15 protein-coding genes are annotated in these 15,935 nt (G+C 65.3%); 2 read left to right on the forward strand and 13 right to left on the reverse strand.

The genetic code is table 11. The annotated features are described in order from the left end of the window. The first annotated feature begins 64 nt into the window (after positions 1-64). Positions 65-529, forward strand: coding sequence for a MarR family winged helix-turn-helix transcriptional regulator (locus CLM73_RS20400; protein WP_158685907.1), 465 nt, complete (start codon positions 65-67; stop codon positions 527-529). Between the two features lie 126 nt (positions 530-655). Here the strand turns inward: CLM73_RS20400 and CLM73_RS20405 are convergent, their stop codons facing one another. The 5 genes from CLM73_RS20405 to CLM73_RS20425 all read right to left on the reverse strand — a co-directional run bounded on the left by CLM73_RS20405 (position 656) and on the right by CLM73_RS20425 (position 7,333). After that, positions 656-1,621 carry an alpha/beta hydrolase gene (locus CLM73_RS20405; RefSeq protein ID WP_105239985.1) on the reverse strand — a complete coding sequence of 322 codons (966 nt, stop codon included), beginning with the start codon at positions 1,619-1,621 and terminating at the stop codon, positions 656-658. A gap of 29 nt (positions 1,622-1,650) precedes the next feature. Next, the gene (locus CLM73_RS20410; RefSeq protein ID WP_105239986.1) at positions 1,651-4,113 is read right to left on the reverse strand and encodes a TonB-dependent siderophore receptor; all 2,463 of its coding nucleotides are present in this window, start codon (positions 4,111-4,113) and stop codon (positions 1,651-1,653) included. Between the two features lie 112 nt (positions 4,114-4,225). Further along, positions 4,226-5,176, reverse strand: a complete 951-nt coding sequence (locus tag CLM73_RS20415) for a FecR domain-containing protein (RefSeq protein WP_105239987.1) — start codon at positions 5,174-5,176, stop codon at positions 4,226-4,228. After that, a complete protein-coding gene (locus CLM73_RS20420) occupies positions 5,166-5,618 on the reverse strand; it encodes a sigma-70 family RNA polymerase sigma factor (protein ID WP_234015700.1) in 453 nt (150 codons plus the stop codon). Before CLM73_RS20420 ends, CLM73_RS20415 begins: the two co-directional genes overlap by 11 nt. A gap of 227 nt (positions 5,619-5,845) precedes the next feature. Beyond that, complete coding sequence (locus CLM73_RS20425) at positions 5,846-7,333, reverse strand: tetratricopeptide repeat protein (protein WP_105239989.1); 1,488 nt, start codon at positions 7,331-7,333, stop codon at positions 5,846-5,848. 200 nt (positions 7,334-7,533) lie between these two features. Between CLM73_RS20425 and CLM73_RS20430 the strand changes: the two genes are divergently transcribed. Continuing rightward, positions 7,534-7,977, forward strand: coding sequence for a DUF695 domain-containing protein (locus tag CLM73_RS20430; protein WP_105239990.1), 444 nt, complete (start codon positions 7,534-7,536; stop codon positions 7,975-7,977). A gap of 39 nt (positions 7,978-8,016) precedes the next feature. On the opposite strand, the gene CLM73_RS20435 is transcribed toward CLM73_RS20430, so the two are convergent. The 8 genes from CLM73_RS20435 to CLM73_RS20470 form a co-directional block, all read right to left on the reverse strand. Next, positions 8,017-8,664, reverse strand: coding sequence for a GntR family transcriptional regulator (locus CLM73_RS20435; RefSeq protein ID WP_105239991.1), 648 nt, complete (start codon positions 8,662-8,664; stop codon positions 8,017-8,019). A gap of 80 nt (positions 8,665-8,744) precedes the next feature. After that, on the reverse strand, positions 8,745-9,557 hold the full coding sequence (locus CLM73_RS20440; protein ID WP_234015701.1) for an HpcH/HpaI aldolase/citrate lyase family protein: 813 nt from the start codon (positions 9,555-9,557) through the stop codon (positions 8,745-8,747). Between the two features lie 7 nt (positions 9,558-9,564). Then, positions 9,565-10,146, reverse strand: a complete 582-nt coding sequence (locus tag CLM73_RS20445) for a cysteine hydrolase family protein (RefSeq protein WP_105239992.1) — start codon at positions 10,144-10,146, stop codon at positions 9,565-9,567. A 90-nt stretch (positions 10,147-10,236) separates the two neighbouring features. After that, complete coding sequence (locus CLM73_RS20450; RefSeq protein ID WP_105239993.1) at positions 10,237-11,469, reverse strand: CaiB/BaiF CoA transferase family protein; 1,233 nt, start codon at positions 11,467-11,469, stop codon at positions 10,237-10,239. Beyond that, complete coding sequence (locus CLM73_RS20455; RefSeq protein ID WP_105239994.1) at positions 11,466-12,629, reverse strand: CoA transferase; 1,164 nt, start codon at positions 12,627-12,629, stop codon at positions 11,466-11,468. The genes CLM73_RS20450 and CLM73_RS20455 overlap by 4 nt, the downstream gene beginning before the upstream one ends. A gap of 35 nt (positions 12,630-12,664) precedes the next feature. Next, positions 12,665-13,867 (reverse strand): FAS1-like dehydratase domain-containing protein, encoded by a 1,203-nt coding sequence (locus CLM73_RS20460; protein ID WP_105241631.1) that lies wholly within the window; start codon positions 13,865-13,867, stop codon positions 12,665-12,667. Between the two features lie 96 nt (positions 13,868-13,963). Beyond that, a complete protein-coding gene (locus tag CLM73_RS20465; protein ID WP_158685908.1) occupies positions 13,964-14,956 on the reverse strand; it encodes a Bug family tripartite tricarboxylate transporter substrate binding protein in 993 nt (330 codons plus the stop codon). A gap of 33 nt (positions 14,957-14,989) precedes the next feature. Further along, entirely contained in the window at positions 14,990-15,928 is a 939-nt protein-coding gene (locus CLM73_RS20470) for an SMP-30/gluconolactonase/LRE family protein (RefSeq protein WP_105239996.1), read from the reverse strand. Between the last annotated feature and the right edge of the window lie 7 nt (positions 15,929-15,935).

Here is a 15,935-nt window from a genome sequence, read left to right on the forward strand (position 1 = left end):
TGATATAGCAAGGAAAACCCTACCCGCCTCCGGTCAGAAGCGTAAGCCCGCGTCAAAAAAGGACGTGGATTCGCACCGCCCCGAGGTGCTTATCACCTATCGCGTTTCCGTCCTGGCGCAAACGCTCTCGCGTCTGGTTGATGCGTCGGTCCGTGCGAATCTGGATCTGACAAGCCGCCAGTGGCGCGTGTTGGTGGTATTGAGCCGGCTAGGAGGTTCGTCCGCTTCCGGTGCGATCGCGCGGATGGCCAGCTTCGATCACAGCCAGGTCAGCCGGGTCACGATGGAGCTGGCCGAGAAAGGCTTGCTGACCATGTCCAACGATCCGGAAGACCGCCGCAAGCAGATCCTCACCTTGACGCCGGATGGGATCGAGCAACTTCGGCTCGGCCTGCCTCACTCCCTGGAACGGGAAACGCGGCTACGAGGCCGCCTGACTGAGGACGAGTACGCCAGCTTCATGAAGGTGCTCGGCGTGCTGGAGGACGAAGCGAACACGCTCCTGGAAGAGATCAAGCGCAACGACTGATCGGATCAACCGGCACGTAGGGACGTCGTGATCGCGTTCCACTACCGGCCAGCGATTCCAATCCCTGTTCACGCCTGGCCTTCACCCCGGCCGATTTGGTCAGATCGCGCGTCCACTGGCGTGCATTCAAGGCGCCACCGACACCTCCAGCGCCCGCTCCAGCGATGCCCGCAGCATTTCGCCGTGTCCGAACTGGGGAAATGCCTCATACGTCGCCAGGGCTCCCGCGCCCTGAAGCCCGTCGGCCATCTCGCGCACCACAGCCCGCATGTCGGCCGGCTGTCCACTTCCTTGCGGCGCGGCGGGAATCGGCGCCGGGCGGCTAACATCGCGTGGCTTGGTTCCCACCAGGATGGCGACCCGCTTGCCCGCAGCCCGTTCCGGACGAAAGTTCCGCCACTCCCGCACCAGCACGCCATCGTTCCACCACGCCGACGGGTCGCCTGCGATGTAGCGTGCGAAGGCGTCCGGCTGTGTATACAGTACATGCAAGGCGAACAGCCCTCCATAAGAATGGCCCCACAGGTATTCCCTGGCGGGATCCACGGCGGCGGCCCGGCGCACCAGCGGCTTGACCTGCACGAGGACGAAATTCAGGAAGGCGTCGGCTCCGCCTCCTTCATGGCCGCGCACGACGGGATTCGGCAGCCGCTTTCCGTTTTCGAAAACAGGCGGCGTGTAATCGTAGGCCCGCGCGACGACATCATTACGCGTGGGCACGTCATAGCCAACGGCCACTAGCACCGGCGCCACATCGGCTGAAATCCGTTGCAGATCTCCATCGGTCAGCGTCGCCAGCGCGGCGTTTCCGTCCAGCATGTACAGCACCGGGCTGCCCTCCTTCGGACCCGCCTTTTTCGGCACCGCGATTTGGATGCGATAGTGGCGCTTGCCGTCGGCCGAATCGAGCCGGTGGGTTTCGAAGCGATAGAAGGCGGAGGGCCGGTCCGCGACTGTCTCGCCCACCAGTTGCATGCCGGGCCGCACGGGCGCGGCCGTCACTGCGGGCTGCGCGACCGCAGCGGCGGACCATAGCGCGCCGACCGTGGCCGCCAGGCAGGCAAGCCGCTGCGTGAATCTGGAACGTGTCATGTTTCTTCCTAACAGGCGATACGCCGGACTCACCAGGCGTAGTTCAGGTTTGCGGTAATCGAACGGCGTGCGCCGTAATAGCAACTGGCCGAGCCGGAGCAACTGGCCAGATACTCCTTGTCGGCCAGGTTGTTGGCGTTCAGGGAAAACTTTATGCCCCTGAATGCCGGGTTCAAGCTGCCCATGTCGTACCGCAGCGCGGCGTCGACCAGATTGATCGCGCCCGTGCGGTACTCGTTCGCGCTGTCGCCATAGCTTGCGCCGATGTGGCGCACTCCAAAACCGACGCTGACGCCCGGCAATACCGACTGGTCAAAACGATAGTCCAGCCAGACATTGGCGCTGCGGCGGGGAACGCGCGGCAGCTGGTTGCCCAGATCGGTGCTGTTGCTTTGCGTGACCTTGCTGTTCATCAGCGTCGCCGAGGCCACCATGGTCAGGTTGTCGGTCAACGCCAGATTGCCTTCCAATTCAAGCCCGCGCACGCGCCCTTCTCCCGTCTGCACCTGGCACAGGCTGCCGTCGCACAGGTGCGTGGGGTCGGGGTCGGGCGTGGTGATGTTCTGCTGCCGGATCTCGTAGGCCGACAGCGTGACCAGACTGCGCGAGCCCGGCGGCTGATACTTGATGCCGACTTCGGCCTGCTTGCCTTCCGTCGGTTTGAACGGCTGGCCGCCGTAGCCCACGCCGTTGACCGGTTCGAACGAGGTCGCATAGCTTGCGTAAGGCGCAAGCCCGTTCTCGAAAAGATAGACCACACCGGCGCGCCACGTCGTGGCCTCGTCCGCATAGCGCGTGCTGGCGTTGGTCGCGCGCACCAGCGCGTTGTCGTGCGACCAGTCATGACGCAGCCCCACCGTTGCCGTCCATTGGCCCCACCGGATCTGGTCCTGGGTGTATAGCCCGATCTGGTCGCTGTCGCTGCGGCGGGTCGGCACGGGCGATCCGATCTTCACCGGGCTGCCGTACACGGGATTGAATACGTCCAGCGAGCCCACGGTGCCGCTGACCTGCTGTACACGGATGGTCTGCGTCCGATAGTCCACGCCGGTCAGGATCGTGTGATCGGTCTCGCCCAGCCTGAAACCCACTTCCGCATTGGTGTCGACGGTGAAGCCTTCCGACCGGATCTCGCTGATGGACGCGGTGCGCCGCAGCGTGCGTCCGTCCGGCTGAAGGTCGCCCTGGCGCGCCACGGACTGGTTGTCGGTATCCACGCGCATGTAGCGCAGTCCCTGGTTGATCTTCACCCGGTCCGACAACTGGTGCGAAAACAGGTATCCGATCGAATACTGGGTGCGGTCATAGGCGCTGAATGCAGGCTCGCCCAGGAACCGGTCCGAACCGAATCGGCCGTATTGCGTCGCGAAGTACGTGCCATGTGACGGCAGGAACTGATACGTGCTGCCGCCGCGGTCCTGCTGATAGTTGGTCAGCAACGTCAGCGAGGTGCTCGCCGAAGGCCGCCACGTCAGACTGGGCGCAATCATCACGCGGTTCAGGTCGATGTGGTCCACCTGCGTTTCGGTGTGATAGCCGGTGCCCACCACGCGATAGAGCCACTTGCCTTCCTCGTCCAGCGGCCCGCTCACGTCCGCATTCAATCGCGCCAGACCGTAATTGTCGGTGCTGACGCCGATCTCGCCGCGGGCATAGTCCGTCGGCCGCTTGCTGGTCACGTTCACCAATCCGCCCGGCGCGATCTGGCCGTAGAGCACCGACGACGGGCCACGCAGCACTTCGACCCGCTCCAGCCCATAGCCATCGAACTGGGTGGCAGATGCCGTGGCGCCGCTGCTCGAGCCGGGCGGACGCAGTCCGTCCAGGTAGAGATTGTTGGCGAAACTGCCGGTACGAAAACCTCTGACCGATATCTCGTCGACGCGGCTGTCCACGCCATAACCGCCGACGTTCACACCCGCGCTATATCGCAACGCCTCGGCCGTGCTTTTGGCGCCGATTATGTCCATCAGGTCGCGGTTGATCACCGAAATGGACTGCGCGGTCTCGAGCAGCGGCGTGTCGGTCTTGGCGCCGGCGCTGCTGGACAGCGCCAGCACGCCGACGTTGCCGTCAGCGGCGCCTGAGACCGTCACGGCGGACAGCGTTGCCACGCCGCCCGCATCGGATTGCGGTTGACGCTCCAGACGATAACCCTCGCCATTCGTGTTCGGCACTGCGCGCAGGCCGGAGCCGCGCAGCAACTGACGCAACGAGTCGCCGACATCGCCCTGCAACCGGACTTCCGCACTGCGCTTTCCGGCGGTAAGTGCCGGATCGCTGATGATGGTGATGCCGCTGGCCTGGCCGAATCGCAGCAGCGCGTCCTGCAGCGTCGTGGCCGGCAACGTGATGTCGGTTGGAGGCGCAGCGTGGGCATCGTTGGGATGCCACAGCGTCAGGGCGGCGCAGGAACCCAACAGGAGCGTGAAGGAGGTCTTGCGTAGTACGCCCAATGCGGGCGACAGGATTGCGTGTTGCGTATTTGGCATGAAACGGCTCTGGGTTGGCGCCCACTGCGGGCGCCTTTCCCTGTACAAACGAAGCAGTCCGCTTAATCTGCCGGATATTTACAATTTCTTACCAGAGGGTGCGCGCCTTTGTTCATGCTCGCCCCACGGTGACCCAATAACGCGTGCGATAGGCCAGCTTGAGGTTGTGCGCCGCCGCCAATGCCTCCAACACACGATCCGTCTGTTGCACCCGGAATGTCCCGTTCACGCGGACGTTGGCTACCGCGTCGTCGCATCGCACCAGCCCTTCCCGATAGCGCGCAAGCTCGGCAAGAAAATCGACCAGCCGCATGTTGTCGGCAATCAGCACGCCCTGAGCCCAGGCAAAGTCGCGAGCCGCCTGCCGGTCGTGGGCCTCGATACGATCGCTGCTGAACCTGCCCGTGTCGCCGGCCTGCATCCGTGAGAGCAGATTCCCCCGCGTTTGAACCTGCGCTTCGCCTTGATCGAGCGCCACCCGCGTCGCCCCGTGCTGCAGACGGATCGCCAGCCTGGCGCGCACGGCTGAGACCTCGCCATGACACGTCGTCACACGCAGTGCCGACTCGGATGCGATGCCCTCGAGCATGATCTCGCCGGCCAGCAGCCGCACGTCGACGCCTGTCGGCGCCACGGTCAGATCCAGCGCCGTGCCGGTATTCATCATGAGGGTGACGTCATCGGCCAAACCGATCCGCCGCTGTTCGCCGACGCCCGTCCGATAGGCCGCCAGCCATCCCGCACGATCGGCCTGCTGGTATCCCGCGGCGGCTAGCAAGCCGACGCCGGCGCCCCCGATCAGCAGCTTGAGGGCCCTGCGGCGCGGATGGCAATCGGCGGCAACCCGCAAGGCCCGCGCGGCGGGCAGATCCACCCTGCGCAGGCCGTCCGGCACCGTCTGCCGTATGTGGCTGAAGCGCCGCCACACTTCCGCATGCCTGGGATCGGCATCGTGCCACTGCTGCCATGCCTGCATGGCAGCGCTGTCCCCGGCATGGTCCAGCCGGACGAGCCAGCCTGCGGCTTCTGCAACGATCCGGTCGTTTGCGGCGTCAGTACTCATCGAACGCGTGATACAGGCGCTGCCACGCCTGGATCAAGTCCTTCTGCACGACATTCACGCTGACGCCAAGGATTTCCCCGATGGCCGCCAGCGCGTGCCCATCGATGCGGGCAAGCAGAAATACCCGACGCATGCGCGCAGGCATCCTGTCCAACACCCGGCAGACCGCCAATAACTGCTGCGAGAACTGGGCCAGCATTTCGGCCGATGGCGCCACCGGCTCTGGCTGCAAGGCCAGCGCCTCGAGATAAGCGGTCTCGAGCGCGCGCCGGCGGTGCCGGTCAATCAGCAGGCGCTTGGCGATCGTGGCCAGGTAGCTTCGGTTCCAGGAAGCCTTCTCCATGTACGACTGGCGCATCAGCCGCTCGAAGGTGTCCTGCACCAGATCCCAGGCATCGGCCTGCTGACCGCCGCCCAATTGGCGGCGCAGCAGGCTCAGCAACCACGAATGATGTTCCTGGTAGGCGGCCGCGACGGCGGCCGTATCGCCTGAAGGTTGGACAGGCACGGGAACAGAAGATGAATCCACGATCTGCAGCGGACAAGCTCAAATAGGAATAATACTCAATTGTATCCCTAAAGAACTCACCAGATTTCCGCTGCCCGCACTGCGTAGACGACGGCCCGGTGCGACGAAAGAAGGAGGAGACACTGCAATAGCGCTACACGCTATTTCTTGAGCAGCTTTTCGGCCATCAAATCCACTTTCCGCCCGTCAATCAGTGCAGTGGCTTCCTTGATCTGATAATCGGCCTCGAACTCGCAGAATTCCTTGGTCTTCATCGGCAACAAGGTGCTTGAACTGAACGAATCCCATGCCCGGCCATCCAGGCCTTCGTTCATCGTGTTCATGCCAAACGGGCTGAAGGCAATCGTGCGCTGCGTCGTCGCGCCCTGGTCGTTCTTCAATTCGACCGTGACGCGCAGATTGGCGATTTCGCCGAGCTTGTCGGTGGTGACGACAAAATGCGGTTCGCAGGCCAAGGCGCCGTCGTTGCCGCCACGGTACGTCGACTTATGCAGCAGGCGCAGCGCGGGCGCCACTTTGCCCGCCTGTTTACGCTGGTCCTGATCGCTTTTGCATTGGGTCAGGAATTTGGCGTCGTCCTCCGCATCCGGCTGATGGTTGCGCCGCTCTTGGCGGTATTGCAGGGCCTTCTTGCAATCGCTTTTCACCGATTGGCCGTTGTAGTAGATCCAGCTCAGGAATCTTGGTGCGCGGGCGGAACCCTGCTCAATCGCCTCTTCAAAGAGGGATCGCGCCCGGGCGTAATCGACCGGAACGATCTCGCCCAGGTAGTAGATTTCGCCAAGGTTGACCAACCCGTCCCGGTCGCTCTGCGCAGCCGCGCGCTCGAACCAAGACACGGCGACTGCCGGGTCGCGATCCACGCCCCACTTGCCTTCTACGTAGGCAAGGCCCAGAAGATTCTGCGACTGCGGCTCGCCGGCTTCTGCCGCGTGTTGCCACCACTTGAAGGCTTCAGCATCCTTTTTCTCGACGTGCGAATAGCCGAAGTTGTAGAAGCTACCTACCTGAAAGAGCATCTCGGGTTCTTTATCCCGCTCTGCCCAGACCCGCGCCAACCGCAGCGTGTCCAGTTTGGTGAAGCCGATGCGCGCCATCATCGTGCGAGCGTCGGAGGAGGCCGACCCCACATGACGTCGCAAGTATTCGATGACCGGCAGCCGCATTTCGATGTCCGTCTCGGCCTTGGCCTTGCCCTCGTAGACGATGTGGCGCTGGCGCTCCATCTCCTTGACGTCGTCGATGTTGTCGAAGTCGTCCTTGGCGATGAGGCCGATGTAGCGTTCAGCGATGCTGGCGTCCTTGTCGACGCCGATGCCGTACTCGAAGAAATAGGCGGCGTTGGCGCACCCGTATTGGCCGCCCTGATGGCACGCCAGCGCGTAGTTGGCGATGGCCAGTTTGACGTCACGAGCGACGCCCACGCCGTGCTCGTACATGAAACCCAGCGCCAGGAGCGCGTCAATATTCTTGTCTTTGGCGAGGTCCTGAAGCGCCTTCAATGCCGCGGCGTCTTGCTGGACGGCGCGGTCATAGAGGCGTTCGGCCTGATGGTCTTGCTGGGCGGCGGCCGAGAAGGTGGATCCCACCAGCACTGCGGCGGCGGCGAACTTCATATATTTGGACATCTACAGCTTCCCTGTGAACAACGGCAGTCGCTGTGGTGCAAACGACCGGGGCGATTGTATCTGCGGCATGCGTCATGCCGACCCGGCGCAAGTCAAAGAGATTGCATTGGTCCTGAACACGGGCTTGACGCACGACTTCACACGACGGCTTGCGATAGACTCCCGGCTTGTTTGGCATTGAATCAGCAGGAATTCACGCAATGAGCAGCATTTTCCCAGACGATATGTGGGCGGTGGGCGAAGCTCGGATCAACGGTCTTCCGGTTGTCATTCGCTTTCGCACCGGGCTGCCGCCCGAGTCCGATCGCCAGGTCAACGACAACCTGATCATCATCACCTGGGCGTATCTAGGCATCGAGACCGGCATGCCGAATGACGAAGACAAGCAGCGCACCAACGCGTTTGAAGAAGCGATCGAACAGGGCTTCGAGAATTCGGACGCTGGTGTGCAGGTGGCCTGCCTGACGGGCAATCACCAGAAGGAATGGCGCTACTTCACGCCGAATGTTGAAGCCTTCCTGGAGGCGTTCAACACGTGCCTGGCGGGCCATCCGGTCTATCCGATTGAACTGCGCATGTTCAAGGACCCGGACTGGAATGCCTTGTCCGGATTGCAGCCGGCAGGGTCGGACCAGTTGCATTGATGGACGCCGCGCCGCGGCAGGAGCCACGGCGCGGTCGTTCTACTCTGCTTGCGCCGCTTCGCTCAGCGATTTCAGCACGGTCCAGCCGGACTCGATGTGCTTGCGCATGGCCAGCATGGCGGCCGAGGCGTCGCCAGAAGCGAAGGCCTGCAGGATTTCCTCGTGTTCACGCACGGCGTCCGCGCCACGCCCCGAGGCCGAGTTGATCAGGTCGAAGGGATAGCGCGCCCAAAGGATCTGCACGAAGTGCAAGGTCTGCGGCAATTGGGCGATGTCGTAGAGCTGGCGGTGGAAGCGGTAGTTGATGCCGCGCGCGGTGGCACGGTCGCCGCTTGCAAAGGACTTGGCGAAGTCGTCGGCCAGGATGCGCAGTTCGGAGATCTCTTCGGTGGTGATGCGTTCGATGGCAGCGCGCACGAGCTGTGATTCGAGCAGCAGACGCAGTTGCAGGATCTCGGCCGACGCGCCGGCGTCGAACGGCACCACGCGCGCGCCACGGTAGGAATCGCCGCTGATGTAGCCCTCGGCCTCGAGCAGCTTCAGCGCCTCGCGCACGGGCGTGATGCTCAGACGCAATTGCTCGGCGATCTCGGCCTGCTTCAAGCGCGAGCCCCGGGGAAAGACACCCGAGATGATGCGCTCTCGCAGGTAGTCAGCGACTTGTTCCTCTTTTGTTCGGTATTCCATCGATTAAGCCTGAGTGGCCCGGACGAGCCGGAAAAACCTGCTTGCAGGCCGCGAAGCCCCTGTGGGCCCGATTCTACCCGTTAAGTCATGGCTGCACCCGCCGCTTCGGCCACGATGCGCCGCGCCTGTTGGACCACCGGTCTGTCGATCATTTTTCCGTCCACGGCCGTGGCAGCCCCGCCGCTGGCGGCGTCGGCGGCCAGCACCCGCCCCGCCCATTCCCGCTCGGCCTCGGTCGGCAGCCACGCGGCATTGACGTGCGGCACCTGGCGGGGATGTATGCAGAGTTTTGCGCCAAAGCCCAGTTGGCGCGATCGGACCGCGTCCGACCGTATCTGCGCCGGATCGGTGAACTCCAGGCTGACGCCGTCGATGGGCGGCGGCAGGCCGGCATGACGGGATGCCAGCACGATCGCGGTGCGCACGGGCGTCATGGCATCACCCTCATCCGCAATGCCGCTATCCATGGCGAAGTCCACACTGCCAAAAGCAATACGCGCAAGGCCCGGCATTTGCGCCAGCGCGGGCAGATCCATGTGGCCCCTTACCGTTTCCAGCAGCGCGATGATCCGCCTGCCCGGCAGGCCCCTGAGCGCCGCCGCGAGCGTGGCGGCATCCGCCTTGGGCAGCATGACACCTGCACCGGGCAGCCCGCGTAGCGCGGCCATGTCGTCTTCGTGCCAAGGCGAGTCGGCGGGATTGATGCGCACCCAGGCCTGGCTGCCCCGCGCAAGCCAGGCGGCCACCTCTGCGCGAGCCCGGTCCTTGGCGGCCGGTGCAACGGCGTCCTCCAGATCCAGGATGACTTCGTGCGCGCCGCTGGCGACGGCGCGGTCGTAGCGCTCGGGACGGTCTCCCGGCACGAAAAGCAGGCTGCGGACAGGAGGCTTCACGGCTGGCTCACTCGAAGACGACGTCGTTGGAGTTGGTGGTCCGGCAAAAGCGTTGCAGGCTCTTGATCGCGTTGTCGTGCTCTTCGGCGGTCAGGCCGCAGCAGCAGTCTTCCAGCACGATCATTTCGAAATCGCGGTCGTGGCCCTCGCGAACGGTGGCTTGCACCACGGCGTTGGTGGAAATGCCGGAGCAATAGATCCGCTTGATGCCGTTCGCGCGCAGGATGGCTTCCAGGCTGGTGCTGTAGAAGGGGCTGACGCGGTGCTTGACGATATCGAAGTCGCCGGGCTGTTGGCCCAGGTCGGGGTGAACCTGGGTGCCCCACTCGCCCAGCTTGAAGATGCCGTTCTTGCGCGCACCGGAAAAGATCGGCGAGTTGGGCGGGCATTCGCGGTAGTCGGGCGAAAAGCCCACGCGCACGAAGCCAATGGGCAGGCCGACAGCACGCGCCTTGTCCACCGCGCGCCGCGTGTTTTGCAGGATGCCGCGGCTACGCACCTGCTCGCCGTAGCCGGCGCGGCCGTTGGGTCCGTCGGCGTGGACAAGATCGTTCTCCATGTCCAGCACCAGGTAGATGGCGTCTTTCATCGGGCTTTCCTCAAGGTTGTTGTCGGGGGTTGCGGGTGGCGTGGACAGCCGCGCCATGCCGGTGCGTGGCGCGGGGGTGCAGTAGCGCGGTCACAGGATCACCTCCCGCGCCTGCAGATCGGCGCGCTGGGCAGCGTCCAGTCCAAGGAGTTCGCCGAACACATAATCCTCGTCCTGGCCCAGGGCGGGCGTCAAGCGCCGGATTCCGATCTGGTCGGCTTTGCTGAAGCGGGCCGGCGCGCCCACGGCCAGACGGGCCGGGATGCTGGGCGCCTCGACGGGCGAGACGGCGCCGCGCGCCTGCAGATGCGGATCCGACGCGATGTCCTGCATGGTCCAGGACACGTGCGCGCTGATGCCGGCCTGCTGCAAGCGCTCGGCGGTGGCGTCGGCGTCGCAGGTCGCAAGCCACTGCGTGACGAGGCGGTCGACGTCCTCGCGATGCCTGATCCGCGAAGCCGCGTCGGGATACCGGTCGGCGTCGCCCTCCCCGCCCAGCAGGCGCGCAAGGGTGCGCCACGCTTCGTCCGTCCGCACGGCCAGCGTCAGCCATCGGTCGGGATGCGCGGTGGGATAGACGCCGTGGGGCGACATGGCCAGATCTGCGTTGCCCGGACGTTGCGGCGTGATGCCGAGACTGGCCAGGACCAGCGCATCGCCGATCATGGCCGAGGCGACCTCGCGCGCGGCCAGGTCGACATGCTGCGCCTGTCCGGTTCGACGTCGCTGGTTCAAGGCGGCGATCGTTGCCAGCGCGGCGTGCACGCCCGCCGCGTGATCCATCACGTGTCGCATCTCCACCGGCGGGCCATCGCTATAGCCGCTCATCCAGCCCAGTCCGCCCCACGCGCCAAATAGCGGCGCATAGCCGGCAAAGTGCGAATCCGGCCCGCTCTGGCCGCAGGAAGACAGAGACAGCAGCACGAGGTCGGACTTGACCTCACGCAGCGCGTCAAAGCTCAATCCCAGACGCTTCATGACGCCGGGCCGGAAGCTCTCCGCGGCGACATCGGACAGCGCAACGATCCGCTTGGCCAGCGCCACGGCTTCGGGCTGCTTCAGGTTCAGACGCACCGACAGCTTGTTGGCCGACACCTGGTCAAACGTGGCGGCGGACATGCGGCCGTAGACAGCGTGCGGTTTGCGGAAGGCGTCCGGGCGCGTGAGGCTCTCGATCTTGATGCACTCGGCGCCCAGTTGCGAGAGCAGGTGCGTGCAGAACGGGCCGGCCGCGTGGATCGTGAAATCGGCGATGCGCACGCCAGCCAGCGGCGCACGGAGCGCGCGGGTGGACGCCGCCCCCGCGTTTTCAGATTGCGTCATGCGGATACCTCCTGCGCCATCTCGTCCAGGACCGGGACGCGCCCCGGTCTGGGCAAGGGCGTGCAACGGAATTGAAAGGGCGCGACCAGAATGCTGGCCGCCAGGCCACTGGCCAGTTCGGCCGGCGCGAACAGGCCGCGCGCAGCCTCCTGTTCACCGCTCACCACCTCGGCCGGCAGGCGGTACTTGGCAGCGGGAACTCCCAGCTCCTGCGCACGCCGCACGATGTCGTCGACAGGATGACGCGCCATCCATTCACGCACATGGGCGTTGATCTCGTCCCCGCGGCGGCTGCGCTCCAGCGGGTCGCGCAGGCCGGGATCAGCCGCCCAGTCCGGGCTGCCCAGCAGTTGCACCAGCGCGGCCCACTGCCTGTCCTCCAAGGTCAGCAGTTCGATGTAGCCGTCCTGCGCCTCGAACACGCCACCGTAGCGGAAGCGGCGGCTGGTGCGGTGTTCCAGCGAGCCGTCGCCCAATCGCTGCAAGGCGAACGCGCCCACGGACAGCACGGCGTCCTGCACCGACACATCCACGTATTGCCCGCCGTTCGCCGGCACCGCCCACCAGGCCGACAGGGCGCAGAAGGCTGCCATCGCCCCGCCCTGATAGCCGCCGAAATGGCCGTAGATCTTCAAGGGCGGCCGGTCGGGAAACAACTCGTGCGACAGGCCATTGGGAAGCAGAAAGCCTTCGCCACCCGCGTGCAGCAGATTGACTTCCTCGCCTTCCCATTCGGCCTTCGGGCCTTCCGCCCCAAACGGCAGCACACTGACATGCACGAGGTTCGGCCAGCGGCGGCCTACGTCGCGCGGCGCCAGGTCCAACGATTCGCGCTCGCGCACGGGCGTGTCGTCAATCAGGATGTCCGCCTGCGCCAATTGCTGCGCGAGCAGCGCCCGACCCGGCGGCGACGCCAGGTCCGCCGCCAGGCTGCGCTTGCCCACGGCCAGATACGCGAAAAGCGCGCTCTCGCCGTCGCCGGTCATCGGCGGCGCCTGCCGCAACCGCGATCCGCCTGGCGGCTCCAGCATCACGACCTGCGCGCCCAGGGCGGCAAGCATTCGACCGGCGTACGCGGCCGCCACCGTGTTCGAACGCTCCAGGACGCGGCATCCGGTGAGGGGCAGCGAGGCGGTTTGTGGCGTTTCGTTGGACTGCATAGGGCTGTCTCGTCAGGGTTGCGGCCGCGGGCCGATCAGCGCGTCACGGGCAGTTCGAGGTCGACGCCCGATCCGTCCAGGAAGGCCGGCAGCCGGACGTCGCGCGACGGCAAGGCCACCGTGGCAATTCCCGGCGTGGTCAGCTCGCCTCGTTGGTTCTCCGCCGCCAACTCGATGTCGACCAGGCCGGTCTTGTCCTTGACGTATTTGCGCACCACCTTGCCCTTGCAGAACGTCGTGTCGCCCATGATGTTGAAGCGCCGCATCTCCGTGCGCACGCGCTTGATCACGCCGGCGTCGCCCATCCAGTTCGTGACCAGCGAGCACATCCAGGACGAGCGCTGGGGACCGTAGTCGTAGGTGCCCGGCACGCCGACCTCCTTTGCCACCGATTCCCGGTGATGGCCGATGCCGGTGTACTCGACGCCGCCACCCGCCTCCGGGTTGCGGAAGAAGTGGCCCGGGTGCTTGACCGCGGCCTGGAGCACGACGCCATGCGTGTGACCGCGGCCGCAACCGACCAGAAATCCCATCGTGTCCATCAGCGACAGCGGACCGCGCGCAATCGTCGGCAATTCCTCGCCCTCCTGCACATCCTCCCAATAGCGCACATTGGCGCCGCGGATGTTCTTGGGCTCGTCCAGCACCATCATGTCGATGCGATCGCGTTCTTCGTCCGTGTATTCGTGCTGCACGATCTCCTTGTACTTGCCGGTTTCGCGCGCGGCCTTGCGTTCGTGGCGCGTGCAGGTGCCCAAGGCGCGGGCAACCAATTCGCCGCGCTGGTTGTAGTAGCTGGCCTCCACGTACTGCAGTACCAGGCGGCCAGAGAACTTGCTCTCTTTCTCTTCCACGCCTACCACGCGCTCGATTGCGGTGATGCGGTCGCCGGGGCGTACATGACGGAAAAGTTCCCAGTCGTTGCCCGCATAGAAACCGTGCACGCCCGGCAGTCCCCAGCGCGTGCGGCCCAGCCAGCCGAACGCCATGGGAAACATCGGATGGCCGAGCAGCGTGCCGTAGCGCGTGCCCGAGGCGTAGCCGGGATCGCGATACAGCGGATTCAGGTCGCCGATGCCGTTGCACCAATTGCGCAGGGTGTCCGCGGTCGCGTCCTGCAGGTAAGGTCCTTCGGGCCGCAGATGCAGGCCGATCATGGCGCGGGCGGCGGTGACTGCCTCGTCCGTGATGCGGCCCTCGGCGGGCGCGTTTCCGACATCGGCTTGGGGAAGGCTCATGACGTTGCTCACTTTGATGCTCCTCGACTTTGGAATGCAGAATGCATTCTTTAAGAACTGAAAAAAAGGGGCGCACGGGGCGCAGGGGTTGAACTGCTATTCAATGCGGATGCCGGCGGCCCTGATGATGTCGCCCCACTTCTTGCGTTCGTCCTCGACGAAGGCATCCAGCTGCGCGGGCGGCATTACCAGCGGCTCGACGCCAATGTCGAGCATCTTGCGGCGCATATCGGGCTGTTCCAGAACCTGACGGATGTGTTCGCCGAGTTCCCGCACGATCGTGGGTGGCGTGCCCCGCGGCGCAAACAATGCATCCCAGGCAACGACGTCGAACCCCTGCACGCCCTGCTCCGCGACGGACTGAACGCCGGGCAGCATCTCGCTGCCCTTGAGCGACGTGATGGCCACCGCGCGCAGCTTTCCGCTGGCCAGATGCGGCCTTGCGGCGGTCACGGTGTCGATGGCCAGCGGGATCTGGCGGCCCATGGTGTCGGTGAGGGACTGGCCCGACGCCTTGTACTTGACCGCGAACAACGGCGCCTGGGCCGACTTCACGAATTCCGCGAACACCACTTGCGCGGTGGTGCTGGGCAAACCCACATTCAGCGCGTTGGGATTGGCGCGCGCGCGTTCGATCAGCGCGGGCACGCTGTTGGCAGGCAGATCCGCGTCCGACGTGCAGATCACCATGGGCAGCAGTCCGATCATGGCCACGCCGGAAAAGTCGGCGGCGGCGTCATAGCCCGGATTGGCGTAGAGGAATTCGTTGGCCGCATTGGTGGCGTTGGTGCCGAACAGGAACGTGTAACCGTCGGCAGGCGCGCGGGCCGCGGCGGCAGAGCCGATATTGCCGCCGGCGCCGGCGCGATTCTCGATCACGACGGGCTGGTTCAGGCGCTTGCCCAGTTCCTGGAACACCAGGCGGGCCAGCACGTCCGCCCCCTGTCCCGCTGCGTACGGGACGATGATGCGGATGGGCTTGTCGGGCCAGGCCTGCGCGGCGCCGGCCTGCGGCAGCGCGCACAGCGCTGCCGCGCTCAGCATCGCCTTCAGGGCCGCGCGGCGGCCAAGGTCTGTCATGCGCTTCATCGATGCGTCCTTTCGAAGAAATGTCATGGTGATTCAACCGTTGAGCGCCAGGCCGGCGCGAGGCCAGCGCGCGGCGAACAACTGTCCGCGGCCCGACAACGTGATGTAGGCGCTGCGGCGGTCGGGGCCGCCAAAACAAATGTTGGTGCAGTAGCCCTCCGGGGCCTCGTGAAACTCCAGCAGCTCACCGCCGGGTGAAAACACGCTGATGCCGCCTCGCACCAGCGTCGCCACGCAGATGTTGCCGTTCTCTTCCAGGGCCAGCGAATCGAAGCGCTGATAGCCCGCCAGGCCGTGCACCAGCCTGCCGCCGTTGGGCGAGGGCCATGGCGCTGTCCCGAGGACACCGCGCTCGGCCCCGCCATCCAGAATCGGATACGACCACAGCCGGCTGGTCTCGGTTTCCGACACGTAGAGCACGCTGCCGTCCGGCGCCAGGCCCACGCCGTTCGGCGTCAGCACCGGATGCGCGGCGCGGCGGATACGGGCGCCATCGGCGCGAGCGTAGTACACCGCGCCGCGCAGGATCCGATCCTCGAACGTCTTGCCGAAGTCCGTGAACCAGAAGCCGCCGTGCGCATCGAAAACGATATCGTTGGGTCCGTGCAGCGGCACGCCATCGCAGTGCGTATAGAGCGTCTGGACCGCGCCGGTCGACAGGTCCACGCGCTGGATGCTGCCGCCCGCATACCCGGCAGCCGGCCCCGTCGGACGCGTGAAGCCGTCATCGGTGCGCCAGCTGAAGCCGCCGTTGTTGCACACATAGAGGTGGCCGTCCGGGCCCAGCGCGGCGCCGTTCGGCCCGCCGCCCAGATCGGCCACCTTGCGCAGCTCGCCATTTGGGAGGACGCGCGTAAGGCGTCCCGCCGCAATTTCAACCACCAGTACGCTGCCGTCGGGCATCGCGACGGGACCTTCCGGAAATTCGAGCCCCGTGGCAATGACCTCGCCTTGCAGTTTCAAGTGTTCCATCGTGTTC

Origin of the sequence: Achromobacter spanius (genome assembly GCF_002966795.1) — a bacterium.
Lineage (GTDB): Bacteria > Pseudomonadota > Gammaproteobacteria > Burkholderiales > Burkholderiaceae_B > Achromobacter > Achromobacter spanius_D.

Excerpts from the sequence above, each read along its gene's own strand:
- CLM73_RS20425 (WP_105239989.1), bottom strand. The coding sequence starts at position 7,333 with ATGTCCAAATATATGAAGTTCGCCGCCGCCGCAGTGCTGGTGGGATCC.
- CLM73_RS20410 (WP_105239986.1), bottom strand. The coding sequence starts at position 4,113 with ATGCCAAATACGCAACACGCAATCCTGTCGCCCGCATTGGGCGTACTA.
- CLM73_RS20465 (WP_158685908.1), bottom strand. The coding sequence starts at position 14,956 with ATGAAGCGCATGACAGACCTTGGCCGCCGCGCGGCCCTGAAGGCGATG.
- CLM73_RS20430 (WP_105239990.1), top strand. The coding sequence starts at position 7,534 with ATGAGCAGCATTTTCCCAGACGATATGTGGGCGGTGGGCGAAGCTCGG.
- CLM73_RS20455 (WP_105239994.1), bottom strand. The coding sequence starts at position 12,629 with ATGCAGTCCAACGAAACGCCACAAACCGCCTCGCTGCCCCTCACCGGA.
- CLM73_RS20415 (WP_105239987.1), bottom strand. The coding sequence starts at position 5,176 with ATGAGTACTGACGCCGCAAACGACCGGATCGTTGCAGAAGCCGCAGGC.
- CLM73_RS20450 (WP_105239993.1), bottom strand. The coding sequence starts at position 11,469 with ATGACGCAATCTGAAAACGCGGGGGCGGCGTCCACCCGCGCGCTCCGT.
- CLM73_RS20445 (WP_105239992.1), bottom strand. The coding sequence starts at position 10,146 with ATGAAAGACGCCATCTACCTGGTGCTGGACATGGAGAACGATCTTGTC.
- CLM73_RS20435 (WP_105239991.1), bottom strand. The coding sequence starts at position 8,664 with ATGGAATACCGAACAAAAGAGGAACAAGTCGCTGACTACCTGCGAGAG.
- CLM73_RS20405 (WP_105239985.1), bottom strand. The coding sequence starts at position 1,621 with ATGACACGTTCCAGATTCACGCAGCGGCTTGCCTGCCTGGCGGCCACG.
- CLM73_RS20460 (WP_105241631.1), bottom strand. The coding sequence starts at position 13,867 with ATGAGCCTTCCCCAAGCCGATGTCGGAAACGCGCCCGCCGAGGGCCGC.
- CLM73_RS20470 (WP_105239996.1), bottom strand. The coding sequence starts at position 15,928 with ATGGAACACTTGAAACTGCAAGGCGAGGTCATTGCCACGGGGCTCGAA.